Origin of the sequence: Enterobacter cloacae complex sp. 418I7, assembly GCF_050030705.1 — a bacterium.
GTDB classification, from domain to species: Bacteria; Pseudomonadota; Gammaproteobacteria; order Enterobacterales; family Enterobacteriaceae; genus Enterobacter; species Enterobacter intestinihominis.
Genome location: NZ_JBLGUU010000001.1, coordinates 3111120 through 3135635, shown reverse-complemented (window position 1 = coordinate 3135635; position 24516 = coordinate 3111120). Strand labels below are relative to the sequence as shown.

Sequence of the window (24516 nt, the reverse complement as noted above, 5' to 3'; positions counted from 1 at the left end):
TTGAAAATCGGTCCCTGAGGGACTTTAACAAGGAATAAAAATCGCCATGTTATTACCCTGGCTAATATTAATTCCCTTCATCGGCGGCTTCCTGTGCTGGCAGACTGAACGCTTTGGCGTGAAGATGCCGCGCTGGATCGCGCTGATCACCATGGGATTGACGCTCGCGCTTGGCCTGCAACTGTGGTTGCAGGGTGGCTACTCATTGACCCAGTCTGCGGGCCTTCCGCAGTGGCAGTCTGAGTTCATTCTGCCGTGGATCCCACGTTTCGGTATCACAATCCACCTTGCGATTGACGGTCTGTCGCTGCTGATGGTCGTGCTGACCGGTCTGCTCGGCGTTCTGGCGGTACTCTGCTCCTGGCGAGAAATCGAAAAATACCAGGGCTTCTTCCACCTGAACCTGATGTGGATCCTGGGCGGCGTTATCGGCGTGTTCCTGGCCATCGACATGTTCCTGTTCTTCTTCTTCTGGGAGATGATGCTGGTGCCGATGTACTTCCTGATCGCGCTGTGGGGCCACAAGGCATCCGACGGTAAAACGCGTATCACGGCGGCCACCAAGTTCTTCATCTACACCCAGGCGAGTGGTCTGGTGATGTTGATTGCCATCCTGGCGCTGGTGTTTGTGCATTACAACGCCACCGGCGTCTGGACCTTCAACTATGAAGATCTGCTGAAGACCCCGATGTCCCACGGTGTGGAATACCTGCTGATGCTGGGCTTCTTCATCGCCTTCGCGGTGAAAATGCCGGTAGTTCCGCTGCACGGCTGGCTGCCGGACGCGCACTCTCAGGCGCCAACGGCGGGTTCCGTTGACCTGGCGGGTATCTTGCTGAAAACGGCGGCCTACGGTCTGCTGCGTTTCTCCCTGCCGCTGTTCCCGAACGCCTCCGCAGAGTTTGCGCCGATTGCCATGTGGCTTGGCGTGATCGGTATCTTCTACGGTGCATGGATGGCTTTCACGCAGTACGACATCAAACGTCTGATTGCTTACACCTCCGTTTCCCACATGGGCTTCGTACTGATTGCCATCTACACCGGTAGCCAGCTGGCGTACCAGGGCGCGGTGATCCAGATGATTGCGCACGGTCTGTCCGCAGCCGGTCTCTTCATCCTGTGCGGTCAGCTGTACGAACGTCTGCATACCCGCGACATGCGTATGATGGGCGGCCTGTGGGGCAAAATGAAATGGCTGCCTGCACTCTCCATGTTCTTCGCGGTTGCCACCCTGGGTATGCCAGGTACCGGTAACTTCGTTGGCGAATTTATGATTCTGTTCGGCAGCTTCAAAGTGGTTCCGATGATTACCGTCATCTCCACCTTTGGTCTGGTGTTCGCCTCCGTGTACTCGCTGGCGATGCTGCACCGCGCCTACTTCGGTAAAGCGAAGAGCGAAATTGCTGCTAAAGAACTGCCGGGGATGTCGCTGCGTGAGCTGTCCATCATCCTGCTGCTGGTCGTACTGCTGGTGCTGCTGGGCTTCTATCCGCAGCCGATTCTGGATACCTCGCACTCCGCGATGGGTAACATCCAGCAGTGGTTTGTTAATTCTGCTTCTACTACAAGGCCGTAATTCGCCATGACAATAACTCCACAACAACTGATCGCGCTGCTACCGCTGCTGATCGTCGGATTGACGGTGGTGGTTGTGATGCTCTCCATTGCGTGGCGACGCAATCACTTCCTGAATGCGACCCTGTCCGTTCTGGGTCTGAACGCTGCGTTAGTCTCCCTCTGGTTTGTTGGCCAGGCGGGCGCAATGGACGTCACGCCGCTGATGCGCGTTGACGGCTACGCCATGCTCTACACCGGTCTGGTGCTGCTGGCGAGCCTGGCAACCTGTACCTTTGCGTACCCGTGGCTCGAAGGTTACAACGACAACAAAGAAGAGTTTTACCTGCTGGTACTGATTGCCGCGCTCGGCGGCATTCTGCTGGCGAACGCGAACCACATGGCCGCGCTGTTCCTCGGTATTGAGCTGATCTCACTGCCGCTGTTCGGCCTGATTGGTTACGCCTTCCGCCAGAAACGCTCACTGGAAGCGGCTATCAAGTACACCATCTTGTCCGCTGCTGCGTCGTCGTTCCTGCTGTTCGGTATCGCGCTGCTGTATGCACAGACGGGTAACCTCTCCTTCCTGGCGCTCGGTAAGAGCCTCGGCGACGGTATGATGCACGAGCCGCTGCTGCTGGCGGGTCTGGGCATGATGATTGTTGGCCTTGGCTTTAAACTCTCTCTGGTGCCGTTCCACCTGTGGACGCCAGACGTTTATCAGGGTGCGCCAGCGCCGGTCTCTACCTTCCTGGCGACGGCGAGTAAAATCGCTATCTTTGGCGTGGTCATGCGTCTGTTCCTGTACGCCCCGGTGGGTGACAGCGAAGCGGTTCGCGTGGTGCTGGGCATTATCGCGTTCGTTTCCATCATCTTCGGTAACCTGATGGCGCTGAGCCAGACCAACATTAAGCGTCTGCTGGGCTACTCCTCTATTTCCCATCTGGGCTACCTGCTGGTGGCGCTGATTGCGCTGCAAAGCGGTGAGATGTCGATGGAAACCGTGGGTGTGTATCTGGCCGGTTACCTGTTCAGCAGCCTCGGCGCGTTCGGCGTGGTGAGCCTGATGTCCAGCCCGTACCGTGGCCCGGATGCAGATTCCCTGTTCTCCTACCGTGGTCTGTTCTGGCACCGTCCGATTCTGTCTGCGGTAATGACCGTGATGATGCTCTCTCTGGCGGGTATCCCGATGACGCTGGGCTTTATCGGTAAGTTCTACGTGCTGGCCGTCGGTGTGCAGGCGGGTCTGTGGTGGCTGACTGCCGGTGTCGTTATCGGCTCCGCGATTGGTCTTTACTACTACCTGCGTGTGGCTGTGAGCCTGTACCTGAGCGCGCCTCAGCAGCTCAACCGTGATGCGCCGTCCAACTGGCAGTACAGCGCCGGGGGGATCGTGGTGCTGATCTCCGCGCTTCTGGTGCTAATCTTCGGTATCTATCCGCAGCCGCTGATTGAGATTGTGCAGCGCGCGATGCCGCTGATGTAAAAGCAAAAAACCCGCCTCGGCGGGTTTTTTATTGCCCAGCGGCGCTACGCTTGCAGGGCCTACAGGTCTTGTAGGTCGGGTAAGCGAAGCGCCACCCGACTAAGCTAACTGCTTCCTGCTTATAAGCGGCCCGTCAATCTTCTTCATCGAGCGGTCCAGCACCTCTTCAATCACCGACGACAGCTCATTCAGCTCAAACTTCGCCACATAGCCGTCAGCCTTCACTTTGCGTATATGATCTTCGTTCGCGTTGCCGGAAAGAGACGAGTGGATCACCACCGGAATATCTTTCAGTACCGGGTCAGTTTTGATTTTGCGCGTCAGCGTAAAGCCGTCCATCTCCGGCATTTCGAGGTCGGTTAATACCAGGGCAATCTTATCGGTAACGGGGACGCCCTCAGCCTGAGCCTGCGCGGCCAGCTGAGTGATTTTCTCCCATGCGTCTTTGCCGGTGATATGCAACTGAGCCGGGATCTCCATTGCCTGCAATCCCTTCTCCAGCATTGAGCGCGCTACTTTCGAGTCTTCAGCAACAATCGCGACAGAGCCAGGCTTGATGTTGAATTTGGTGGTTTCCAGATGGGTGGCGTGCAGATCGTGGTTCGCCGGGGTGATGTCATACAGGATCTGCTCCACGTCGAGCACCATTGCCAGATCGTTGGTATCGGTCTTTTCGTCCAGACAGGCAATGCTGGTGATGTAGCGACCGCTGACGGCGGTTTCCGCGGCGTGCACCTGCTTCCAGTCGAGACGCATGATGTTCTCCACCGATTCCACGGCAAACGCCTGCACGCTGCGGGCATATTCGGTGATCAGCAAAATGTTTAGCCCGGTGGCTGGCTTGCAGCCGGCGACAGCGGCCAGATCGATCACCGGGATCACCTGGTCGCGAATATTTACCATCCCCATCAGCGGAGACTTCATTCCCGCTGGTTTGGTGAAGGTCGGCATCGGCACAATTTCGCGCAGTTTGAACACGTTGATGCCGAACAGCTCGGATTTATTTTCGTTCAGAGAGGTGCCAAGACGGAACAGCAACAGTTCAAAACGGTTGGACTGGGTCAGGTTCGCCCTGTCATCAATATCTTTCTGGAAATTATCCATTCTACCCTCAAGAGAAATGCTGGCCTTTTAATCGTTATCGGCACCCTGAGGGAAAAATGAAGGACTAAACGCTGACCTGAGCAAAATCTTCCGCCAGCTCGCATGCCGGGAACACCTCCCGACACTCTGCCAGCAGGCTTTCACAGCCGCGGACGTCATAGCGTGAGCTGACGTGAGTGACAATCAGTTTCCGGACGCCAGCCTCGCGCGCCAGCTGCGCGGCCTGACGCGTTGAGCTGTGCCCCCGGCTGTTGGCTTTTTCTTCCATCGCCGCTTCCAGCGTTGCCTCATGCACCATCACATCCACACCCCCGGCAAGCCGGAGCGCCGAAGGGCAGGGGGCGGTATCCCCAAAAATAGCCAGTTTTTTGCCCGGCTGCGGCGGCGCAAGGTAATCCTGACCGTTGATGACGCGCCCGTCTTCCAGCGTGACGGTCTCGCCGTGCTTCAGACGCTGGAACAGCGGGCCAGGTTTCACCCCATCGGCCTGCAACGCGGCGGCGTTCAGCGCGCCGGGCTTGTCATGCTCCTCAACGCGATAGCCGTAGCATTCCACCGGATGGTTAAGCGGGTAAGCGCGCACCTGGTAATCTCCGTCGTCGAACACCAGACCTTCGCCGATCTCAACCACCTCCAGCGGATAATCGGTCCACGAGCCGCTCAGGCGCAGCGTGGTCTCAACGAATGCCTGAATACCCGCAGGGCCATAAATGGTCAGCGGGTTAGCGTTACCGGCCATCGAACGGCTACACAGCAGGCCCGGCAGGCCAAACAGATGGTCGCCGTGCAGATGGGTGATAAATATTTTATCCACTTTCCCCGGGTGGTATGAGGTATGCAGCAACTGATGCTGCGTACCTTCGCCGCAGTCAAACAGCCACAGCCCGCCGCGGGTAGGATGCTTAAGATCCAGCAGAATCGCCGTCACGTTGCGTGAGCGGGTTGGCACGCCCGCGGACGTACCCAGAAAAATCAGTTCCATAATGCAATCAGCCCTTTGCCGAATGGGAAGGGGTTTAGTATAACGTGATGAACCCCAGGAAGGAGAAACACATGATCCAGTGGCAAGATCTACACCACAGCGAACTGACTATTCAGTCACTCTACGCCCTGCTCAAACTGCGCTGCGAAGTTTTTGTGGTTGAACAAACCTGCCCGTATCAGGATATCGACGGCGATGACCTGGTCGGCGAGAACCGGCACATCCTCGGCTGGCGCGATAACGAGCTGGTGGCGTATGCGAGGATTCTGAAAAGCGAAGAGGATTTTGACCCTGTCGTCATTGGCCGCGTCATTATCAGCGGAAGCGCGCGCGGTGAAAAGCTGGGCTATCAACTGATGGAAAAAACGCTGGACGCATGCCTGAAACGGTGGCCAGACAAGGCGTTATACCTGGGCGCGCAGGCGCATTTGCAATCATTCTATGGCCATTTTGGTTTTACCCCGGTCACGGACATTTACGATGAAGATGGCATCCCACACATCGGTATGGCGCGCGAAGCGAAACAGGCGCAATAGCGAGACGTTGTCTATAGTTATCGGACTGGTGTACTAACATGGAGAAAAATATGTCATTTCAATCCTGGGATACCCGAGCAGACGACGATCTAACGCTGTTAAGCGAAACGCTGGAAGAAGTACTGCGCTCTTCAGGCGATCCTGCCGATCAGAAGTACATTGAGCTTAAAGCCCGCGCCGAGCAGGCGCTGCATGACGTGAAAAACCGCGTCAGCAACGCATCCGACAATTACTACTACCGCGCCAAACAGGCGGTTTATCGTGCCGACGATTATGTGCACGAAAAGCCGTGGCAGGGCATTGGGGTCGGTGCGGCCGTAGGGCTGGTGCTGGGCCTGCTGTTAGCCCGTCGTTAAGCCGGTAAACCCCTCCCTACACGTGGGTACTGCTATTTATCATCAGTACCCCGTATAATGTAAGGTTTTAACAGGGAGAGGTTCGCGTGCATTCGATTTCCATCGCGCTGGAACGCCTGCGCACTCAGCTTGCTCAAGCGTTACCCGCTACACCCGGTTTACGCCATTTCGATGTCTCTTTCCCGTTAAACGACGCCTTCGATCCGCTGGCCTGGCTGGGTGTGCAGCGATGCTATCCCCAGTTTTACTGGCAACAGCGGAGCGGTGATGAAGAACTCGCCGCGCTCGGAAGCCTCGCCCATTTTGACTCTCTGGCCTCGGCCTCCCGGTTTTTGCACACCCATGACGTAGCCAATGATACCCGTATCTGCGGCCTGAACGCCTTCAACCCGGCACAGGGAAAGCTGTTTTTACCGCGCCTTCTCTGGCGACGGTCTGGCGGGGTCGCCACGCTGCGCCTGCAACTGTGGAGCGAAACGTCGCTGTGTGACGATGCCGGTGACGCACTGAAGTTTATTGATAACCTGCGCGACGCCGCGCCGATCCGCCCGTTGTCCGTGCAGATTGTGCAGGAAACCCATCATCCGGAAAAACCGGAATGGCTGGCGTTGATTCGTCAGGCGACGGATACCCTTGCTCGCGGCGATTTTGAGAAAGTGGTGCTCGCACGTGCTACAGACGTGCAGTGCCAGCAGCCCGTGAACGCCATCGCGCTAATGGCCGCCAGCCGCGCGCTGAACCTCAACTGCTATCATTTTTGTATGGTCTTTGACGCCTGCAACGCGTTCCTCGGCTCGACGCCCGAGCGACTTTGGCGGCGACGCGGCATGCTGCTGCGCACTGAAGCGCTGGCAGGCACCGTCGCCAGCCATTCTGACGATAAGCAGGCCCAGCGTCTGGGCGACTGGCTGATGAACGACGACAAAAATCAGCGGGAAAATATGCTGGTGGTGGAAGATATCTGCCAGCGTCTTCAGCACCATACCCGGACGCTGGAGATCCTCCCAGCGCAGGTGCTGCGTCTGCGCAAGGTGCAGCATTTACGCCGCTGTATCTGGACCGAACTCAAACAGTCTGATGACGAGCAGTGTCTGCATATTCTGCAACCGACGGCGGCGGTAGCCGGGCTGCCGCGTCAGGCGGCGCGAGAATTTATTGCGAAAGTGGAGCCGTTTGACCGGGAGTGGTACGCCGGATCGGCGGGCTATTTATCGCGCGATCAAAGCGAGTTCTGCGTGGCATTACGCTCCGCCCGCGTTCATGACGACGCGCTGCGTCTTTATGCGGGGGCGGGCATCGTCAGCGGCTCCGATCCAGAGCAGGAGTGGCAGGAGATTGAAAATAAGGCCGCCGGGCTGCGTTCCCTCCTCCTGAGGGATTAATACTGATTCGTGCAATCCCGATTCATATCAAAATTCTGACTTTTTCTATTATTTATACTGTGTCGCATTCTTGATACTGGACAATCTCATGTCAGTAAGTTCTTTTAACCGACGCTGGGCGACGGTGATCCTTGAAGCCCTGACCCGCCATGGTGTCAGGCATGTGTGTATTGCTCCGGGCTCTCGCTCCACGCCGCTCACCCTTGCTGCGGCGGAAAACAGGGCTTTTATTCATCACACCCATTTTGACGAGCGTGGTCTCGGCCACCTGGCGCTCGGGCTGGCGAAAGTCAGCAACGCGCCCGTGGCGGTGATAGTGACTTCCGGCACGGCGGTGGCAAACCTCTATCCCGCGCTGATTGAAGCGGGGTTAACCGGCGAAAAGCTGATTTTACTCACCGCCGATCGTCCTCCGGAACTTATTGACTGCGGCGCGAACCAGGCGATTCGTCAGCCTGGCATTTTTGCCTCGCATCCTTCACAGACGGTCTCGTTGCCGCGCCCCACCCAGGATATTCCCGCCAGCTGGCTGGTCTCAACTCTCGACCACGCCATGAACGCACTGCGCAGCGGCGGGCTGCACATTAACTGCCCGTTTGCCGAACCGCTGTACGGCGAAATGAACGAGACCGGCCTAGCCTGGCAACAGCAGCTGGGAGAATGGTGGGAGAGCGAAAAGCCCTGGCTGCGTGAGCAGACGCATCTGGAAAGCGCTAAGCAGCGCGACTGGTTCTTCTGGCGCCAGAAGCGCGGGGTGGTGATTGCCGGGCGGATGAGTGCGGCGGAAGGCAAGCTGGCGGCGGAGTGGGCACAAACGCTTGGCTGGCCGCTGATTGGTGACGTGCTTTCCCAGACGGGCCAGCCGCTGCCCTGCGCTGACCTCTGGCTGGGGAACGCGAAAGCGGTCACCGAGCTGGCGCAGGCGCAAATTGTCGTCCAGCTGGGCTCGAGCCTGACGGGCAAGCGACTGCTCCAGTGGCAGGCCACCTGTACGCCAGAAGAGTACTGGCTGGTGGATCCGCTCGAAGGACGCCTTGACCCGGCGCACCATCGCGGTCGCCGCCTGGTGAGCGATATCGACAGCTGGCTGGAATTGCATCCGGCGGAAAAACGCAAACCCTGGGCGGTGGAGATCCCGGCGCTGTCGCGTCAGGCGTGGGAACTCACCAAAGCGCAGTGCGAGGAGTTCAGTGAAGCCGGGCTGGCGCACCGTATCCGCAAATATCTTCCCGAGCAGGGGCAACTTTTTGTCGGTAACAGCCTGGTGGTGCGCCTGATTGACGCCTTTTCGCAGCTGCCCGCGGGTTATCCGGTATACAGCAACCGGGGCGCGAGCGGCATTGACGGGCTGATCTCCACCGCCGCTGGCGTACAGCGGGCCAGCGCAAAATCCACGCTGGCGATTGTGGGGGATCTCTCAGCCCTCTACGATCTCAACGCGCTGGCGCTCCTGCGTCAGGCGTCGGCTCCGTTCGTGCTGATTGTTGTTAACAATAACGGCGGACAGATTTTCTCCCTGCTGCCGACGCCGCAAAGCGAACGTGAGCGCTTCTATCTGATGCCGCAAAACGTGCAGTTCGAACACGCCGCCGCCATGTTCAGCCTGAAGTACCATCGCCCGGAAAACTGGGACGCGCTGGAGACGGCGCTGAACACCGCCTGGCGGCAGCCTGGCGCGACGCTGATTGAGCTGGTGGTAAACGATTCTGACGGCGCGCAGAAGCTGCAACATCTGCTGGCGCAGGTGAGTCACCTGTGATCCTCGCTGGCGTCACTCTGCCCGGAAAATCAGGCTACCCCTGGCTGGTTTTCTTGCACGGTTTTTCCGGTGACTGTCGTGAGTGGCAGACCGTTGGGGCGTCGCTGCATGACTACCCTAGACTCTACCTTGACCTGCCCGGGCACGGTGGTTCAGCGGATACGGGCGTGACGGGGTTTGCAGAGGTAAGTGAATTGCTCACGTATACCTTAATTAGTTACAACATACTAAATTACTGGCTGGTAGGGTACTCACTCGGTGGCCGCATTGCGATGTTCCATGCCTGCCAGCATCCTGCGGGGTTAGACGGGGTGATTGTGGAAGGTGGACACCCGGGCCTGCAAGACGCCGATGCGCGTCAGGCGCGGCTGACCTCGGACCGCCGCTGGGCGTCACGGTTTCGCAGTGAGCCGCTTGAGGCCGTCTTTGCCGACTGGTATCAACAGCCGGTCTTTGCCTCCCTTACGGATGAACAGCGCAACGCGCTGATCGCGCTGCGTAGCCGGAACAACGGCCCGAGGCTGGCTGAGATGCTGGAAGCCACCTCGCTTGCCGTTCAGCCTGATTTACGTCCCGCGCTCACCGCGCGTGATTTTTCTTTCGACTATCTCTATGGCGAACGTGACGGGAAGTTTGCAGCCATCGCTGCTGAACTTAACGCCATGCGTCATGCTATCCCTCATGCCGGACACAACGCCCACCGGGACAACCCGGAAGCGGTTGCCGCGAGTCTGGCTCAGATACTGCGTTATCGAACAAAGGACACGCTATGATCTATCCTGATGAAAACATGCTTTACGCGCCGGTTGAATGGCAGGACTGCTCCGAAGGCTACACCGACATTCGCTACCACAAATCCACCGATGGTATCGCCAAAATCACCATCAATCGTCCACAGGTACGCAACGCGTTTCGTCCGCTGACCGTAAAAGAGATGATCCAGGCGCTGGCGGATGCACGCTACGACGACAACATCGGCGTCATCGTCCTCACCGGGGAAGGGGAGAAAGCCTTCTGCTCGGGCGGCGATCAGAAAGTCCGCGGCGACTACGGCGGATACCAGGATGATGCCGGCACGCACCACCTGAACGTGCTGGATTTCCAGCGCCAGATCCGCACCTGTCCAAAACCGGTGGTTGCGATGGTGGCAGGTTATTCCATCGGCGGCGGTCATGTGCTGCACATGATGTGTGACCTGACTATCGCGGCGGAAAATGCCATTTTCGGTCAGACTGGCCCGAAAGTTGGCTCCTTCGACGGCGGCTGGGGGGCATCCTACATGGCGCGCATCGTCGGCCAGAAAAAAGCCCGCGAAATCTGGTTCCTGTGCCGTCAGTACAACGCCCAGGAAGCGCTGGACATGGGGCTGGTTAACACCGTGGTGCCGATCGCCGATCTGGAAAAAGAGACCGTGCGCTGGTGTCGCGAAATGCTGCAAAACAGCCCAATGGCGCTGCGCTGCCTGAAAGCGGCCCTCAACGCCGACTGTGACGGTCAGGCGGGACTTCAGGAGCTGGCGGGTAACGCCACCATGCTGTTCTATATGACCGAAGAGGGTCAGGAAGGGCGCAACGCGTTCAACGAAAAACGCCAGCCAGACTTCAGCAAATACAAACGGAACCCGTAATGCGTCGCGCGCAGGTTTACCGCTGGCAGATACCGATGGACGCGGGCGTGGTACTGCGTGAAAGGCGGTTAAAAACCCGTGATGGCTTTTTCGTGCATCTCCGGCAGGGCGAGCGGGAAGGGTGGGGCGAAATCGCCCCGCTTCCGGGCTTTAGCCTGGAAACGCTGGATGAGGCGCAGGCGGCGCTGATGGCCTGGACGCACGAATGGCGTGAGGGGGCAGCTCCGTCGCTGCCGGACGTTCCTTCCGTCGCGTTCGGCATCAGCTGCGCGCTGGCAGAGCTGGACGGCTGTTTGCCGGATGCGGCGAATTATCGCGCCGCGCCACTCTGTTCCGGCGATCCGGATGAACTTTTCGCGCTGCTCTCCGGGATGCCTGGCGAGAAGGTGGCGAAAATTAAGGTCGGCCTGTACGAAGCGGTGCGCGACGGGATGGTGGTTAACCTGTTACTGGAAGCCATTCCCGATCTGCACCTGCGCCTGGACGCCAACCGCGCCTGGACGCCGCTCAGGGCGCAGCAGTTTGCGAAGTACGTCAACCCGGCGTACCGCAACCGCATCGCGTTTCTCGAAGAGCCGTGCAAAACGCGCGACGACTCTCGCGCCTTCGCCCGGGAAACCGGCATTGCCATTGCCTGGGATGAGAGCCTGCGCGAAGCCGGTTTTACGTTTGTCGCCGAGCCGGGCGTCGGGGCCGTGGTCATTAAGCCAACGCTGACCGGCAGCCTCGACACGGTGCGCGAGCAGGTTGCGGCGGCCCATGCCGCAGGGCTGACGGCGGTGATCAGTTCATCCATCGAATCCAGCCTCGGGCTGACGCAGCTGGCGCGCATCGCTGCATGGTTAACGCCGGACACCGTTCCCGGTCTTGATACGCTAAACCTGATGCAGGCCCAACTGATTCGCCAGTGGCCGGACAGCACCTTACCGTGCCTCGACGTCGGGACGCTGGAGCCGCTGCAATGACTTTTACCGACTGGCCGTGGCGGCACTGGCGCTCCAGGAGTGCCGATACACCCGCGCTGCGTTTAGACGATATAACGCTCAACTGGTCACAGCTGGGCGAGCGTATCGATCGTCTGGCAGCCGGTTTTCAGTCTCAGGGTGTCAGGGACGGGGACGGCGTGATGCTCCTCGCCCACAACCATCCGCAGACTCTGCTGGCCTGGCTGGCGCTGCTTCAGTGCGGCGCCCGCATTTTGCCGGTGAACCCTCAGCTTCCCCGTCCGCTGCTGGACGTCCTCCTGCCGCAGATGACCCTGCGCTTTGCGCTGGTGCTTAACGGTGAGTATGACGGTCTGCCTGGGCTGGTATTAAGAGAGGGCGAGGAGCAGGGCGGCGTGACGTGGCGGGCAGAACGGCTGGCCTCGATGACGCTCACCTCCGGCTCCACCGGCTTGCCAAAAGCGGCGGTGCACACCTGTGCCGCCCACCTTGCCAGCGCAAAAGGCGTGTTGTCGCTGATGCCTTATGGCGGTGATGACGACTGGCTGCTGTCCTTGCCGCTGTTTCACGTCTCCGGTCAGGGGATTTTGTGGCGCTGGTTGCAGGGCGGAGGCCGTCTCACCGTGCGTGAAAAACAGCCGCTGGAGCAGGCCCTGCAGGGCTGTACCCACGCCTCGCTGGTGCCGACGCAGCTGTGGCGGCTGCTCAATTCACACCATCCCGTTGCGCTGAAAGCCGTGCTGCTCGGCGGGGCGGAAATCCCCGTTGAGCTGACCGAACAGGCGCGCAAGCAGGGGATCCGCACGTTCTGCGGCTACGGTCTGACCGAGTTCGCCTCCACCGTATGCGCCAAAGAGGCCGACGGCGCGCCGGACGTGGGCAGCGCGCTGCCGGGCAGAGACCTTCAGGTGGTGAACGGTGAAGTCTGGATCCGGGCGGAAAGCATGGCGGCGGGCTACTGGCGAGACGGCGCCTTACTGCCGCTGGTCAACGAGCAGGGCTGGTTCGCCACCCGCGATCGCGGCGAGTGGCATGACGGACGCCTGACCATTCTGGGCCGAATGGACAATCTCTTTTTCAGCGGCGGAGAAGGGATCCAGCCGGAAGCGCTGGAGCGCGTTATCGTCACACATCCGCAGGTAAGCCAGGTGTTTATCGTCCCGCTGGATGACGCCGAATACGGGCAACGCCCGGTGGCGGTAGTGGAATGTGAGCCGGGTACGGATATCACGCTGTTGCCGGAGTGGGTTCAGGGCAGGCTGGCGCGCTTTGAGCAGCCGGTACACTGGCTGGCGCTGCCGTCAGAACTGAAAAATGGCGGGATAAAGATTTCCCGCCAGGCGTTAAGGCAGTGGGTCAATGCCCTGTTGAGGGGCTAATCAGCCGATATCCGGCTGCGGTTTCTGCTGGCGTCGACGCATCCAGCGCAGCACCGGCGGCACGACAATCACCATGATCGCCATCGCCAGCAGGATCTTCGTCACGCTGCTCTCCCACAGGATCGCCATGTTGCCATTGCTGATGGAGAGGGCGCGGCGCAGGTTCTGCTCCAGCATTTCCCCCAATACAAACCCTAAAATCAGCGGCGACATCGGGAAGTGCATCTTGCGCAGAATGTAGCCCAGCACGCCGAGCAGCACCATTAACACCAGGTCGAAGGTGGTGCTGTGCACCGCGTACACCCCAACCGCAGAGACGGCGGCGATGGCCGGGACCAGGAACCACAGGGGAATGGTCAGCATGCGGGTGAACAGCCCGATCAGCGGGATGTTCATCACCAGCAGCATCACGTTGGCGATCAGCAGCGCCGCAATCAAGCCCCAGACGATATCGGGCTGCTCGGTAAACATCGCCGGACCCGGGGTGATGTTATAGAGCGTCAGCGCGCCCATCATCACCGCCGTGGTGCCGGAGCCCGGCACGCCGAGGGTCAGCATCGGGATAAACGAGCCGCAGGCCGAGGCGTTATTGGCTGCCTCTGGCGCCGCCACGCCGCGTATATCGCCCTTACCGAAGCTGTCGCTGTTGCCGCTCAGCTTTTTCTCGGTCATGTAGGTGATGGCGCTGGCGATGGTCGCCCCCGCGCCGGGCAGGATGCCGACAAAGAAACCAATCACCGACGAACGCAGGGTAGCACCCACACACTGTGCCCCCTCTTTGGCATTAAAGAGCATGCGGCCGGTTTTGCGCACCAGCGTCTGCCCGCTGCTGGTATGTTCCAGCATCAGTAAGATTTCTGAGACAGAGAACAGGCCAATCACGACGACAATGAACTGCACGCCGTCGGACAGGTGAACGCTGTCGAAGGTAAAGCGATAAACCCCGGTGTTGGCATCCACGCCGACGGTGGCCAGACTGAGGCCAATCAACGCAGACAAAAACGACTTCAGCGGATTCTGCGCCATCATGCTGCCGAGACAGGCGATGGCGAATACCATCAGGGCAAAATACTCGGCCGGACCAAACGCCAGCGACCACTGGGCCAGCGCCGGGGCGAAGAGGATGATGCCGCCAATGGCGATCAGGGAGCCAAAGAACGAGCTGACGGCGGAAATAGAGAGCGCCACGCCGCCGCGTCCCTGCTGTGCCATCGGATAGCCATCCAGCGCGGTCATAATGGCGGCGGCATCGCCAGGAACGTTAAGCAGTATCGAGGAAATACGCCCCCCGTATTCGCAGCCGATATAAACCGTCGCCAGCAGGATCAACGCCGATTCCGCAGGCAGGTGCAGCGCAAAGGCCAGCGGCAGTAAAATCGCCACGCCGTTGATAGGCCCAAGGCCCGGCAGCAGGCCAACGATCGTCCCGACGAAACAGCCGATCAGGGCGATCACCAGGTTTTCCGGGGTCATCGCTACCGCGAACCCCTGAGAGAGATAGATCCAGGTATCCATAGCGTGCTCCGTTAGTTAAACCATGCGCCGAGCGGCAGGGTCACGTCCAGCAGGCGGTCGAAGGCGTACCAGAGTAAAATGCCCAGTACGACCCCGGAGATCCCCGCCGCAGGCAGCGAGGCGTTAAACAGTATGCCAATCACCATCGTCAGCAGGGCGGTGGCGATCGGGAAGCCGAGCCACTCAAAGCCCCACGCGTACATCAGCAGAACAATCACCATTACCAGCAGACGTTGCAGCGTGCGGCGTGGCGGCCACTCCACGGTGTCCGGATGGCGCAGCAGCAGGGCCACCGAACAGAGCAGCATCAGGCCAACAATGCCGACGGGAAAGGGGCGTGGCCCCACGGGTTCATAGCTGTATTCGCTGTGGATCTGCCAGGCGACGAACAGGCCGCCAATGCAGAGCAGCAGCCATATCCCGGCAAAAATGCGATCGCTCATAGCGCCTCCGGTTATTTCGCAAGACCAAAGGCTTTCGCCTGTTCGCGGTAGTCATTCACCTGTTTTTTCACATACTCGTCCAGCTGCTTGCCGTTCAGGTTGAACTCAAACAGCCCGCGCAGATCGCGCTGTTTTTTGAACTCCTCGGTTTGCTGAAGTTTTGCGAAGGTATCCACCCACCACTGGTACTCGGCGTCGGTCACTTTTGGCCCGACGAAGAAGCCACGGATGATCGGCCAGACCAGGTTATAACCCTGCTCTTTGGCGGTTGGGACGTCTGCCAGCTGGCCCGGCAGACGGTTTTCCGAGAAGACCGCCAGCACGCGGATCTTATCCCCGCTCAGGTAGGGCACCATTTCGCTGAGATCGCCCGATACTGCCTGCACGTGATTGCCCATCAGCGCCGTCACCGGCTCACCGCCGCCTTCAAAGGCCACGTAACGCATTTTGTGCGGATCCACTTTGGCCTGCTGCGCCAGCAGCGCGGCTTTCATCCAGTCCTGGCTGCCGATAGAGGCGCCTGCGCCAATCACCACGCTGTTCGGATCTTTTTCCATGGCGGTCAGCAGATCTTTCAGGGATTTCCACGGGGAGTCGGCGCGAACGGCGATCATGCCGTAATCGGTGCCCACGGTGGCGAGCCAGCGCACGTCATTTACGTCATAACGACCAAATTTCCCCTGCGACAGGTTCAGCAGCGAGCCGCCGGAGAAGGCCACCACGGTGCCGGGTTCAGCAGGGCGCTGGGCGACGATGGCGTTATAGGCTACCGCGCCCACGCCGCCGGGCATGTAGGTGACGCGCATCGGTTTCTCAATGGCCTTCGTCTCCAGCAGGCTGACCTGAATCAGCTTACAGGTCAGGTCAAAGCCGCCGCCGGGTTTGGCCGGTGCGATACACTCGGTGCGGGACGGGGTGTCCTGCGCCTGGACGACAGAGGCACTCAACAGCAATACGCTTGCAGCAAGGGTAGAAAGTAATTGTTTTTTCATCGTTTATCCTCACGCCGGAGAACCGGGAGTACGGGTACGGGTGTCTTTTTTCTGATTATGTGAACCACCTTGTAGCGGTTCCGTTGCGTGATTGTTAAAACAATAACCTTTCATTTCCCTTTCACTGCGACACCAACTTTACAGGATGTGATATGCGTCTCTTACTGGCGGAAGATAATCGTGAGCTGGCTCACTGGCTGGAGAAAGCGCTGGTACAAAACGGATTTGCCGTGGATTGCGTCAACGATGGACGGGCGGCCGATCACCTTTTACAGGGGGAAAACTATGCCGTCGCGATCCTTGATATCGGCATGCCCGGCTTCGACGGGCTGGAAGTGGTGCATCGTCTGAGAAAGCGCGGGCAGACGCTGCCGGTGCTGTTTCTTACCGCCCGCAGCAACGTGGCAGACAGGGTGAAAGGGCTGAATGCCGGGGCGGATGACTATCTGCCGAAGCCGTTCGAGCTGGAGGAGCTTGATGCCCGCCTGCGCGCGCTGCTGCGCCGCAGCGAAGGGCGAACCCAGGAGCGCCAGCGGCTGGGAGAGCTGGAGTACGATGATGAAGGCTTTTTTCTGCTGCGCGATGAACCTCTTTCCCTCACGCCGCGCGAGCTCTCTTTACTGAAGGTGCTGATGCACCGCCGGACCCGTCCCGTCTCCCGGCAACAGCTCTTCGACCAGGTGTTCAGCCTGAACAACGACGTCAGCCCCGAGAGTATCGATCTCTATATTCACCGCCTGCGTAAGAAGCTGACCGGCAGCGGCGTGCGGATCACCACCCTCCGGGGACTGGGCTACGTGCTGGAGTGCGGCGATGAAGTGGGTTAAGCCGCAGTCGCTTTACCTGCAACTTTTGCTCTTTCTGGGTTTGCCGCTGCTGCTGTTATGGGGGCTGTCAGCCTTTAACAGCTACGTTAGCGCGCTACAGGCGGCGACGCAGGCCTATGACCGCACGCTGTTATCCTCGGCGCGCACCGTGTCTGAGCGGCTGGTGGTGCACAAGGGCAAGCTGCTGGTGAACGTGCCCTGGGTCGTGCTCGACAGCTTTGAGCTGAACATGAACGATCGCCTCTACTACAAGGTGGTTGACCCTGACGGGCGGACGATCTCCGGCTATGACGATCTGCCAAATATGCCTCCCTCCACGTCGCGCACCACTCACTATCCGGCGCTGGCGTGGTTTTATCATACCGAGTATCGCGGGCAGGCGATCCGCGTGGCGAAGCTGCTCCAGCCGGTTAACGAAGATAATGTGTTCGGGATGGCGGAAATTTATGTCGCAGAAACGTTGCAGTCGCGGCGCTATCTGGCCACACAGCTGCTGTTTTCCTCGCTCGTGTCGCAGGGGCTGCTGGTGCTGCTGACGCTGGTCCTGACCGCCTGGCTGCTGCGCCGCGTGCTGCGCCCAATGCGGCAACTCTCTTCGCTGATGGTGCGCCGTGAGCCCGGGCTGTTGGCCCCGCTGCCGGAGCTGCTGCCCTGGTCGGAAACGCGGCTGCTGATTGTGGCGTTTAACCGTTACATCGACCGGTTGCGCGGCGTACTTTCGCGGCAGGAGCGCTTCAATGCCGATGCCTCACACCAGCTCAAAACGCCGCTGGCGGTGCTAAAAACGCAGGTATCCGTTGCTCTGACGCGTAACGATCCGGCGCTGTGGCAGGAGAGCTTACGGGCAATGAACGTTACGCTGGATAACACCATCGTGCTGACGGAAAGACTGTTACAGCTTTCGGCGGTGAAGCGGAAAGAGCAGGGGGAGCGACAGTTTGCCCCTGTCGATCTGGTACAGGTGGTGCAAAACTGCTGCTTTTCGCGGCTGGCACAGGCGCGCAGCAAGGGTATCGATCTCGGTTATGACGGCGTACAGCAGCCGGTAATGATTGAGGGGGATGACGTTTTGCTGGGCGAACTCTGCGCTAACCTGCTGGAGAACGCGATCAAATACACGCCGGAGCAGGGCATCGTGACGGTGTACCTGCGCATGGATAACGATGCCGTTGAGCTGAGCGTGGAGGACAGCGGACCGGGTATTGCCGAAGACCAGATCTCCCAGGCCATGCTGCCGTTTCATCGGCTGGATAACGTGGGCGATGCCGCCGGGTCCGGCATTGGCCTGGCGCTGGCCAACGATATTGCCCGCCTGCACCGCAGCCATCTTCAGCTGATGCCCAGTGAAAATCTGGGCGGCCTGTGCGTAAAAATGCGTTTTTTATTGATGATATAAATACCGATATTATCAAATCGTTACAAACTAATTGCCCGATGTCCACTGAGCGCATTGATCCCACAGACAGTCAGGTTAAAATCTCGCGGTTTTTGGACATCTCTGAATATATTGTGCGGGATCACGACAATGAAAAAAGTGGCATTAATGGGCTTAGGCCTGATGTTTGTATCGGCAGCAGCCAACGCTATTTCCTTCAACGGCTCGGCGGGCGAAGATTATACCCACCTGGGCTTTGGTCTTGGCACGGATAGCGCAGGCCTGGCGATGACCGGCGGCTGGACGCATAACGACGACGATGGGGATGCGGCAAGCCTGGGGCTGGGCTTCAACGTACCTTTGGGTCCTTTCCTGGCGACAGTCGGCGGTAAAGGGATTTACACCAACCCGAACGACGGTGACGAAGGTTATGCGGCGGCAGTGGGCGGCGGTTTGCAGTGGAAAATCGGCGACAGCTTTGGCCTGTTCGGTGAGTACTACTACTCTCCGGATTCCCTCTCCAGCGGTATCGATAGCTATGAGGAAGCCAACGTGGGTGGACGCTGGACCATCATCCGTCCTGTCACCATCGAAGCGGGTTATCGTTATCTGAACCTGGCGGGTAAAGACGGCCACCGCGACAACGCGCTGGCAGATGGTCCCTACATCGGTGTGAGCGCAGGTTTCTAATCCTTTCGGCGCGGCGTTCAGTCGCGCCAGTTTCTCTCTTCCCCCGGTCTTCGATTGCGCTATAGTGTTTTGACCATTGAAATGGGAGAACACAATGATAAACGTGGAAATGTTATCCACTGGCGACGAAGTGCTGCATGGGCAAATCATTGATACCAATGCCGCCTGGCTCGCCGATCTCTTCTTTGAGCAAGGATTACCGTTAACGCGCCGCAACACCGTGGGTGACAATCTTGAGTCGCTGGTCAACGTTCTGCGCGAGCGCAGCGAACGCTGCGACGTGCTGATTGTGAACGGCGGGCTTGGGCCCACCAGCGACGATCTCAGCGCGCTGGCCGCCGCCACGGCCAGAGGTGAAGGCCTGGTCCTGCACGAGGCGTGGCTGGCACAGATGGAGCGATTTTTCTCCGAGCGTGGCCGCGTGATGGCCCCCAGCAACCGCAAGCAGGCTGAAATTCCCGCCAGCGCGGAACTGATTGATAACCCGGTCGGCACCGCCTGCGGGTTTGCCGTTCAGCTGAACCGCTGCCTGATGTTCTTCACCCCGGGCGTGCCGTCGGAATTTAAAGTGATGGTCGAGCAGCAGATCCTGCCGCGCCTGCGCGCGCGCTTCACGCTGCCTGAACCGCCGCTGTGCCTGCGTCTGACCACCTTTGGCCGCTCGGAAAGCGACCTGGCCCAGAGCCTCGATCACCTGCAACTGCCTCCCGGCGTGTCGATGGGCTATCGCTCCTCCATGCCGATTATTGAACTGAAGCTGACCGGACCGGCGTCAGAGAAAACCGCCATGCTGGCACTATGGCCGGAAGTGCAGCGCGTCGCCGGGGAAAGCCTGATTTTCGAAGGAACGGAAGGGCTGCCGGCGCAGATCGCAGCGAATTTGCAGTCCCGCCAGCTGAGCGTGACGTTAAGCGAGCAGTTTACCGGTGGGCTTCTGGCGCTTCAGCTTACCCGGGCGGGTGCGCCGCTGCTGGCCAGTGAAGTGGTGCCGTTCCAGCAGGAGACGCTGGCGCAGACGGCGCGCTGGGCATCCGAGCGCAGAGTGAAGCATTTCGCCGGACTGGCGCTGTTTGTGGGCGGGCTGGATGAAGAGCATCTCAACTTCGCCCTGGCAACGCAGGAAGGGACGCACGCCCTGCGGGTGAAGATGAGCATTACCCGCCACAGCCTGGCCGTGCGTCAGGAGGTGTGCGCGATGATGGCGCTGAACATGCTGCGCCGCTGGCTGAACGGCAAAGAGGTCGCCAGCGAGCACGGCTGGATCAACGTCGTGGAATCGCTGTTCGTAGAGTGAGGATGTGCCGGGGCAGTGTCCCCGGCAACGGTTACGCCAGTGCGTTTGCCAGCAAGGTAATGGGATGTTCACAGCGTTTGCTGGTGGACATCTCGATCTGCCACTTGCAGGTTTCACAATCCGTCACCACGATATCTGCGCCGCTCTCTTCAATCTGCCGGAACAGCGGCGCGCCAATGGCCTGTGACGTTGGGTAGTTTTCACGCTTGAATCCGTAGGTGCCAGCGATGCCGCAGCAGCGTGAGTCCAGCACCGTCAGCTCCAGCCCCGGGATCAGCCGCAGCAGATCCAGCGTATAGATCGACCATCCCATCTTCTCCATATGACATGGCGTGTGATACACCACCTTCAGCGGCAATTTGCCCAGCGGTAACGTCTGCCCGCTGTCCAGCTTGCGCCAGAGAAAACGGGTCGCCAGCTCAATGTGCTCGCGCAGGCCGGTGTTATCCACATCCAGCAGATGCGGATATTCATCGCGCAGCGTGAAGGTACAGGTTGACGACGTCGCCAGTACCGGTATCCCTTTGTCGACGATCGCCTCGCGCAAAGAGGTGACGTTGCTTTTCGCCTGCCTGCGCGCTTTGTCGGTAAAACCGTTGGCAATCAGCGGAACGCCGCAGCACTTCTCTTTGCTCAGCAGCTGAACGCCCGTCCCCATGGCGTTCAGCACTTTCAGCAGGTCTTTTCCCAGCTGCGGATGGTTGTAGTTCACGTAGCAGCCGTGGAAGAAGGCAACCTGCTCAGCAAACTGCGCCTGTTCTGCCGCCACGGATTTATACCAGCGGCGGAAGGTGCCGTGAGAATATTTCGGCAGACTGCGGTGATGGTCGATTTTGAGCGTCGCATCCAGCAGCCTGCGCACCGGCTTCAGGGCGGTGGCGGCATTGACGACCGGCGCGAAAGGCGTCGAGAGGCTGCCCATCAGATCGGTGTGGCTTAGTATCGCGTCGCGCAGCGTCGGTTTTTGCGTACTGTAGCGGGCGCGGGCGCGCTGGATGATATCGCCTATTTTCACGTCCGACGGGCAGGCAACTTCGCAGCGTTTGCAGTTTATGCAGTATTTCAGCGCCTCGTCGTAGAGCGCGCCGTCCTTCAGGCGCAGACGCTCCCCGTCGGGGCCGGCCTGTTTCGGGCCGGGATAGCGCGGATCGACGCCGCTGACCGGGCAAACCGTGGTGCAGACCGTGCATTTGATACAGCTTTCAAATCGGGTGTCGTTCATTGTGCTCCCTCCCTGCGCTGGATAATCTGCTCCGCGACATGCAGCGCGGTGACGGCGCAGACGCCGCCACCGCAGCCCTGTGCCACGGGATCGTACCCGCCCAGAACCGAGCCGATGGCGTAAAGATTTTCAACCGGTTCCCCGCCCAGCTGCGGGCGCAGCTGGGTGTCGACGATCACGCCGAACTGCTGCCAGGGCTGCGGGGTGAAGAAATCGCTTTGATACCAGTCCGCGCGGGAAGCGCTTTGCCGGACATCCAGCCCGAGAATTGCCTCACGCACGCCATCCCGGCTGCTCAGCAGACCGTTACTGAAAAAACTGCCGCTTGCCAGCACCGTATAGCGTGCACGAAGCGGGATGTCGCCGTGGTTGCGGGTCCAGATTTCGCTTACCGCGCCCTCTGCCAGGGTGATTTTTTTCACCTCGTCGCCTGCCAACCAGACGCCACCCTGGGCGACAAACTGACGTTGAAGCTGGGTATGCAGACGAATGCCGGGCACGGAAGGGGGGAGCGTCGGCAGTAAACCGAGCGTACAGGGCAGGCGCGCCGAGAGCCAGCGCCAGAGCCGGTTGTCCGTTAAGCCAAAACAGGCGGGCATAAACAGGGCGTCGCAGGTCTCGCCGAGCGGTTGAAGCGCCGCGTACAGCTGCGGCCAGTAGCGTTCATTATCCAGCAGACGGGCAATGTTCACCGCACGAAACTCGCTGGGGTTTTCGCGCAGCACGTCGAGCTCGGGGAGATCAATCTCCGCCGTATCCACCTGAATGCCCTGCTGTCTGAGAGACGCGGCGGCAAGATGCGGCTGGAAATCAAGGAAACCGCTGATCCCCACCACCCGCACGTGCCCGGCAGCGATGGGGGCGACAGGCACCTCTTCCGGGCTAAGCCAGGCGGCGCGCAGAGTGCCGAGCGGCGTGACGCGCTGATGATTTTGCTCGGCGTCACCCTGCATGCGTGCGCCGCAGGCGGTCAGCAGGTGTTCGGTTTCGCAGGCAAAGCGGGCCATATTCTCTGCGCCCGTCAGGCGGTAGGGATGTTCAGGCGGCAGATCGGCGAACGATAGCGCGCCCAGTAAATCCAGCGAGCCGGAGGAGAAGTGCAGGGCACTTTGACCGCGAGTGACAATGGCGCAGCGCAGACCCCGCTGCGTCAGTTTGAGACCGCACAGCAGGCCCGCCAGCCCTCCACCCACAATCACGGTATCAAATTTCATGGTTGTGCTCCTTCTCCAGACCGCAAAGTCCCTGATAGACCCAGCGGGTAAACTCACTTTCGCGCAGGGCATCGCCCCAGGCGACGGGCTGAATGCCTTTCCAGCGCTCATTTAAAAAATCGCTGAGCTGGGCGAGCGACTGGGTTGAGGAGGTGGCATGAAAACGTTGCAGCAGCCCGGCGGCACGGCAGGCGCACAGCTCCCCCTGACAGGTGCCCATCCCGACTCGCGTGCGGCGGCGTAAATCAAGCAGGTTGTTCACCGTCAGGTTTTCCACGGCATATTGCACCTCGCCTGCGGTCACGGCTTCGCATTCGCACACCAGGCTGCGGCTGAGTCGCCCTTCACCAAGCCAGGTCGGGGTGCGGTCGCCGTGGCGGTAAATCGCCGAACCGCGAAGCGGGGCAGGAAGTGAAATGATTTTGTGCAGCGTTTTTTCTGTCGATTGCTGCGAGCCGGGCAGGGCCCGCTCCGCCGTCACGCACGGCGCGGTGTTACCGAGCTTACGGCAGACGGCATCGGTGGCCCACTCCGCCATCAGCCGGTAGGTCATCAGCTTGCCGCCGGTAATGGTGATAAACCCGTCCATGCCGTCGCGTTCGGCGTGATCGAGCAGCACGATGCCGCGGCTGACGTTACGCCCGCTCGGATCGTTGTCGCTGGCGACGAGGGGACGCACGCCCGCGTAGGCACGCAGAATACGCGTCTGCGCCATCACCGGGGCCAGCTTTTCCCCTTCGCGCAGCAGGATATCCACCTCTTCGGCGGTAACGCGGTTGTAATCAATTTCGCTGTAGTCCACATGCATTGAGGTCGTGCCGATCAACGAAATGGTGTCCCCCGGCACGAGGATGTCGGCGTCAGACGGTTTACGGCAGCGGTTGATGACATGGTTATTGATGCGATGGTCGAGGATCAGCAGCGAGCCTTTGGCCGGGAACATGCGGACGGATAAATCGGCGTATTCCGCGATGCGCTGGCCCCAGATCCCCGCCGCGTTGACCACGACGGTGGCATACAGCTCGCGGTGTTCATTGTACTGCGTATCACACACGCGCACCCCGCGTACGGTATTACCTTCACGAATAAGCCCGGTGACGTGATGCCCGGTCAGGATCTGTGCGCCGTGTTCCCGCGCGTCGAGCATATTGGCGGCGGTCAGGCGGAAAGGATCAACGGTTCCGTCAGGCACTTTTACCGCGCCCAGTAACGCCGGGTTTACCGAGGGTTCAAGACGGCGCGCCTGTGCAGGATCGAGCGCCTCGGCCTGAATGCCTGCCGCCGTGCAGGCGGTGATAAAGGTTTGCTGAAAGCCGAGATCATCTTCGGGAAGGGTGATAAAAAGGCCGTTGGTCGGTTCAACGCAGTGGCGGGCGATGCGCCTGAGGATCTGGTTTTCAGCAATACACTCGCGCGCGGACTCAGCGTCAGTGACCGCATAGCGGGCACCGCTGTGCAACAGACCGTGGTTACGCCCCGTTGCGCCGGTGGCGATGTCGTGGCGTTCCAGAAGCGTGACGCTCAATCCCCGCAGGGCGCAGTCGCGTGCGATGCCGGCACCCGTCGCGCCACCGCCAATGATAATCACATCGCTGAAGCGTGGATCGTGAATTGTCATTGCCTTTCCTCTATGTTCGTTTTTTAGCATTTAGCCACATTGATCGTGTGGTTTGTTTGATTTCGAACATAAACGCGCGAAATTCGAAAGTGAAACGTGATTTCATGCGCTTTTTTGCGCATTCTGTCATATTTCTGTAACAATCTGTGCGTTGATTCACAGTAACATTCACCGTGATTTCTTAACATCGCCGCCTCTGTAGCCGGGCGCGAGATGC

At 59.7% G+C, this 24516-nt stretch carries 22 protein-coding genes; 14 read left to right on the top strand and 8 right to left on the bottom strand.

Annotation, left to right across the window (positions count from 1 at the left end; genetic code table 11):
- Positions 1-46: 46 nt before the first annotated feature.
- Positions 47-1576, top strand: a complete 1530-nt coding sequence (gene nuoM / locus ACQG0S_RS15095; RefSeq protein ID WP_023300624.1) for an NADH-quinone oxidoreductase subunit M — start codon at positions 47-49, stop codon at positions 1574-1576.
- Between the two features lie 6 nt (positions 1577-1582).
- Complete coding sequence (gene nuoN, locus ACQG0S_RS15090) at positions 1583-3040, top strand: NADH-quinone oxidoreductase subunit NuoN (RefSeq protein WP_022648825.1); 1458 nt, start codon at positions 1583-1585, stop codon at positions 3038-3040.
- Between the two features lie 99 nt (positions 3041-3139).
- Here the strand turns inward: nuoN and ACQG0S_RS15085 are convergent, their stop codons facing one another.
- Positions 3140-4144 carry a chemotaxis protein gene (locus ACQG0S_RS15085; RefSeq protein ID WP_022648824.1) on the bottom strand — a complete coding sequence of 335 codons (1005 nt, stop codon included), beginning with the start codon at positions 4142-4144 and terminating at the stop codon, positions 3140-3142.
- Positions 4145-4208: 64 nt separating this feature from the next.
- Positions 4209-5126, bottom strand: a complete 918-nt coding sequence (rbn, locus tag ACQG0S_RS15080) for a ribonuclease BN (protein WP_022648823.1) — start codon at positions 5124-5126, stop codon at positions 4209-4211.
- Positions 5127-5197: 71 nt separating this feature from the next.
- On the opposite strand from rbn, the gene ACQG0S_RS15075 reads away from it, so the two are divergent.
- From ACQG0S_RS15075 to menE, 8 genes are all read left to right on the top strand, one after another.
- Entirely contained in the window at positions 5198-5662 is a 465-nt protein-coding gene (locus ACQG0S_RS15075) for a GNAT family N-acetyltransferase (protein WP_023300622.1), read from the top strand.
- Positions 5663-5712: 50 nt separating this feature from the next.
- Positions 5713-6018, top strand: coding sequence for a stress response protein ElaB (elaB, locus tag ACQG0S_RS15070; RefSeq protein WP_022648821.1), 306 nt, complete (start codon positions 5713-5715; stop codon positions 6016-6018).
- Between the two features lie 86 nt (positions 6019-6104).
- Positions 6105-7400, top strand: a complete 1296-nt coding sequence (gene menF / locus ACQG0S_RS15065; RefSeq protein WP_048966272.1) for an isochorismate synthase MenF — start codon at positions 6105-6107, stop codon at positions 7398-7400.
- An 88-nt stretch (positions 7401-7488) separates the two neighbouring features.
- Complete coding sequence (gene menD, locus ACQG0S_RS15060) at positions 7489-9159, top strand: 2-succinyl-5-enolpyruvyl-6-hydroxy-3-cyclohexene-1-carboxylic-acid synthase (protein ID WP_022648819.1); 1671 nt, start codon at positions 7489-7491, stop codon at positions 9157-9159.
- The gene (gene menH, locus ACQG0S_RS15055; RefSeq protein WP_048966271.1) at positions 9156-9932 is read left to right on the top strand and encodes a 2-succinyl-6-hydroxy-2,4-cyclohexadiene-1-carboxylate synthase; all 777 of its coding nucleotides are present in this window, start codon (positions 9156-9158) and stop codon (positions 9930-9932) included. The genes menD and menH overlap by 4 nt, the downstream gene beginning before the upstream one ends.
- Positions 9929-10786, top strand: coding sequence for a 1,4-dihydroxy-2-naphthoyl-CoA synthase (menB, locus tag ACQG0S_RS15050; RefSeq protein WP_014832749.1), 858 nt, complete (start codon positions 9929-9931; stop codon positions 10784-10786). Before menH ends, menB begins: the two co-directional genes overlap by 4 nt.
- Positions 10786-11751 carry an o-succinylbenzoate synthase gene (menC, locus tag ACQG0S_RS15045; protein ID WP_048966270.1) on the top strand — a complete coding sequence of 322 codons (966 nt, stop codon included), beginning with the start codon at positions 10786-10788 and terminating at the stop codon, positions 11749-11751. The genes menB and menC overlap by 1 nt, the downstream gene beginning before the upstream one ends.
- Positions 11748-13109 carry an o-succinylbenzoate--CoA ligase gene (menE, locus tag ACQG0S_RS15040; protein ID WP_022648815.1) on the top strand — a complete coding sequence of 454 codons (1362 nt, stop codon included), beginning with the start codon at positions 11748-11750 and terminating at the stop codon, positions 13107-13109. Before menC ends, menE begins: the two co-directional genes overlap by 4 nt.
- Here the strand turns inward: menE and ACQG0S_RS15035 are convergent, their stop codons facing one another.
- The 3 genes from ACQG0S_RS15035 to ACQG0S_RS15025 are packed head-to-tail and all read right to left on the bottom strand — an operon-like array spanning position 13110 to position 16059.
- Complete coding sequence (locus ACQG0S_RS15035; RefSeq protein ID WP_023300617.1) at positions 13110-14624, bottom strand: tripartite tricarboxylate transporter permease; 1515 nt, start codon at positions 14622-14624, stop codon at positions 13110-13112. It lies immediately after the preceding gene.
- Positions 14625-14635: 11 nt separating this feature from the next.
- A complete protein-coding gene (locus ACQG0S_RS15030; protein WP_022648813.1) occupies positions 14636-15067 on the bottom strand; it encodes a tripartite tricarboxylate transporter TctB family protein in 432 nt (143 codons plus the stop codon).
- A gap of 11 nt (positions 15068-15078) precedes the next feature.
- Positions 15079-16059 carry a Bug family tripartite tricarboxylate transporter substrate binding protein gene (locus ACQG0S_RS15025; RefSeq protein ID WP_038416442.1) on the bottom strand — a complete coding sequence of 327 codons (981 nt, stop codon included), beginning with the start codon at positions 16057-16059 and terminating at the stop codon, positions 15079-15081.
- Positions 16060-16211: 152 nt separating this feature from the next.
- Here ACQG0S_RS15025 and tctD point away from each other — a divergent pair, with 152 nt between their 5' ends.
- From tctD to ACQG0S_RS15005, 4 genes are all read left to right on the top strand, one after another.
- Complete coding sequence (tctD, locus tag ACQG0S_RS15020) at positions 16212-16886, top strand: transcriptional regulator TctD (protein WP_045620906.1); 675 nt, start codon at positions 16212-16214, stop codon at positions 16884-16886.
- The gene (locus ACQG0S_RS15015; protein ID WP_023306632.1) at positions 16873-18282 is read left to right on the top strand and encodes a sensor histidine kinase; all 1410 of its coding nucleotides are present in this window, start codon (positions 16873-16875) and stop codon (positions 18280-18282) included. Before tctD ends, ACQG0S_RS15015 begins: the two co-directional genes overlap by 14 nt.
- 129 nt (positions 18283-18411) lie before the next feature.
- On the top strand, positions 18412-18951 hold the full coding sequence (locus ACQG0S_RS15010) for a YfaZ family outer membrane protein (RefSeq protein ID WP_022648809.1): 540 nt from the start codon (positions 18412-18414) through the stop codon (positions 18949-18951).
- 94 nt (positions 18952-19045) lie between these two features.
- The gene (locus tag ACQG0S_RS15005; protein WP_048966269.1) at positions 19046-20245 is read left to right on the top strand and encodes a nicotinamide mononucleotide deamidase-related protein YfaY; all 1200 of its coding nucleotides are present in this window, start codon (positions 19046-19048) and stop codon (positions 20243-20245) included.
- Positions 20246-20276: 31 nt separating this feature from the next.
- On the opposite strand, the gene glpC is transcribed toward ACQG0S_RS15005, so the two are convergent.
- Genes glpC through glpA form a run of 3 tightly spaced genes read right to left on the bottom strand, consistent with a single transcriptional unit; the run spans position 20277 to position 24299 of the window.
- Complete coding sequence (gene glpC / locus ACQG0S_RS15000; RefSeq protein ID WP_048966268.1) at positions 20277-21467, bottom strand: anaerobic glycerol-3-phosphate dehydrogenase subunit GlpC; 1191 nt, start codon at positions 21465-21467, stop codon at positions 20277-20279.
- A complete protein-coding gene (glpB, locus tag ACQG0S_RS14995; RefSeq protein WP_045308705.1) occupies positions 21464-22681 on the bottom strand; it encodes a glycerol-3-phosphate dehydrogenase subunit GlpB in 1218 nt (405 codons plus the stop codon). Before glpB ends, glpC begins: the two co-directional genes overlap by 4 nt.
- Positions 22671-24299, bottom strand: coding sequence for an anaerobic glycerol-3-phosphate dehydrogenase subunit A (glpA, locus tag ACQG0S_RS14990; RefSeq protein ID WP_023300612.1), 1629 nt, complete (start codon positions 24297-24299; stop codon positions 22671-22673). Before glpA ends, glpB begins: the two co-directional genes overlap by 11 nt.
- Between the last annotated feature and the right edge of the window lie 217 nt (positions 24300-24516).

Bases quoted from the DNA above. Each gene is read 5' to 3' on its own strand.
- nuoM (WP_023300624.1), top strand. From the start codon at position 47: ATGTTATTACCCTGGCTAATATTAATTCCCTTCATCGGCGGCTTCCTG.
- nuoN (WP_022648825.1), top strand. From the start codon at position 1,583: ATGACAATAACTCCACAACAACTGATCGCGCTGCTACCGCTGCTGATC.
- ACQG0S_RS15085 (WP_022648824.1), bottom strand. From the start codon at position 4,144: ATGGATAATTTCCAGAAAGATATTGATGACAGGGCGAACCTGACCCAG.
- rbn (WP_022648823.1), bottom strand. From the start codon at position 5,126: ATGGAACTGATTTTTCTGGGTACGTCCGCGGGCGTGCCAACCCGCTCA.
- ACQG0S_RS15075 (WP_023300622.1), top strand. From the start codon at position 5,198: ATGATCCAGTGGCAAGATCTACACCACAGCGAACTGACTATTCAGTCA.
- elaB (WP_022648821.1), top strand. From the start codon at position 5,713: ATGTCATTTCAATCCTGGGATACCCGAGCAGACGACGATCTAACGCTG.
- menD (WP_022648819.1), top strand. From the start codon at position 7,489: ATGTCAGTAAGTTCTTTTAACCGACGCTGGGCGACGGTGATCCTTGAA.
- menB (WP_014832749.1), top strand. From the start codon at position 9,929: ATGATCTATCCTGATGAAAACATGCTTTACGCGCCGGTTGAATGGCAG.
- menC (WP_048966270.1), top strand. From the start codon at position 10,786: ATGCGTCGCGCGCAGGTTTACCGCTGGCAGATACCGATGGACGCGGGC.
- menE (WP_022648815.1), top strand. From the start codon at position 11,748: ATGACTTTTACCGACTGGCCGTGGCGGCACTGGCGCTCCAGGAGTGCC.
- ACQG0S_RS15035 (WP_023300617.1), bottom strand. From the start codon at position 14,624: ATGGATACCTGGATCTATCTCTCTCAGGGGTTCGCGGTAGCGATGACC.
- ACQG0S_RS15030 (WP_022648813.1), bottom strand. From the start codon at position 15,067: ATGAGCGATCGCATTTTTGCCGGGATATGGCTGCTGCTCTGCATTGGC.
- ACQG0S_RS15025 (WP_038416442.1), bottom strand. From the start codon at position 16,059: ATGAAAAAACAATTACTTTCTACCCTTGCTGCAAGCGTATTGCTGTTG.
- tctD (WP_045620906.1), top strand. From the start codon at position 16,212: ATGCGTCTCTTACTGGCGGAAGATAATCGTGAGCTGGCTCACTGGCTG.
- ACQG0S_RS15015 (WP_023306632.1), top strand. From the start codon at position 16,873: ATGAAGTGGGTTAAGCCGCAGTCGCTTTACCTGCAACTTTTGCTCTTT.
- ACQG0S_RS15010 (WP_022648809.1), top strand. From the start codon at position 18,412: ATGAAAAAAGTGGCATTAATGGGCTTAGGCCTGATGTTTGTATCGGCA.
- ACQG0S_RS15005 (WP_048966269.1), top strand. From the start codon at position 19,046: ATGATAAACGTGGAAATGTTATCCACTGGCGACGAAGTGCTGCATGGG.
- glpC (WP_048966268.1), bottom strand. From the start codon at position 21,467: ATGAACGACACCCGATTTGAAAGCTGTATCAAATGCACGGTCTGCACC.
- glpB (WP_045308705.1), bottom strand. From the start codon at position 22,681: ATGAAATTTGATACCGTGATTGTGGGTGGAGGGCTGGCGGGCCTGCTG.
- glpA (WP_023300612.1), bottom strand. From the start codon at position 24,299: ATGACAATTCACGATCCACGCTTCAGCGATGTGATTATCATTGGCGGT.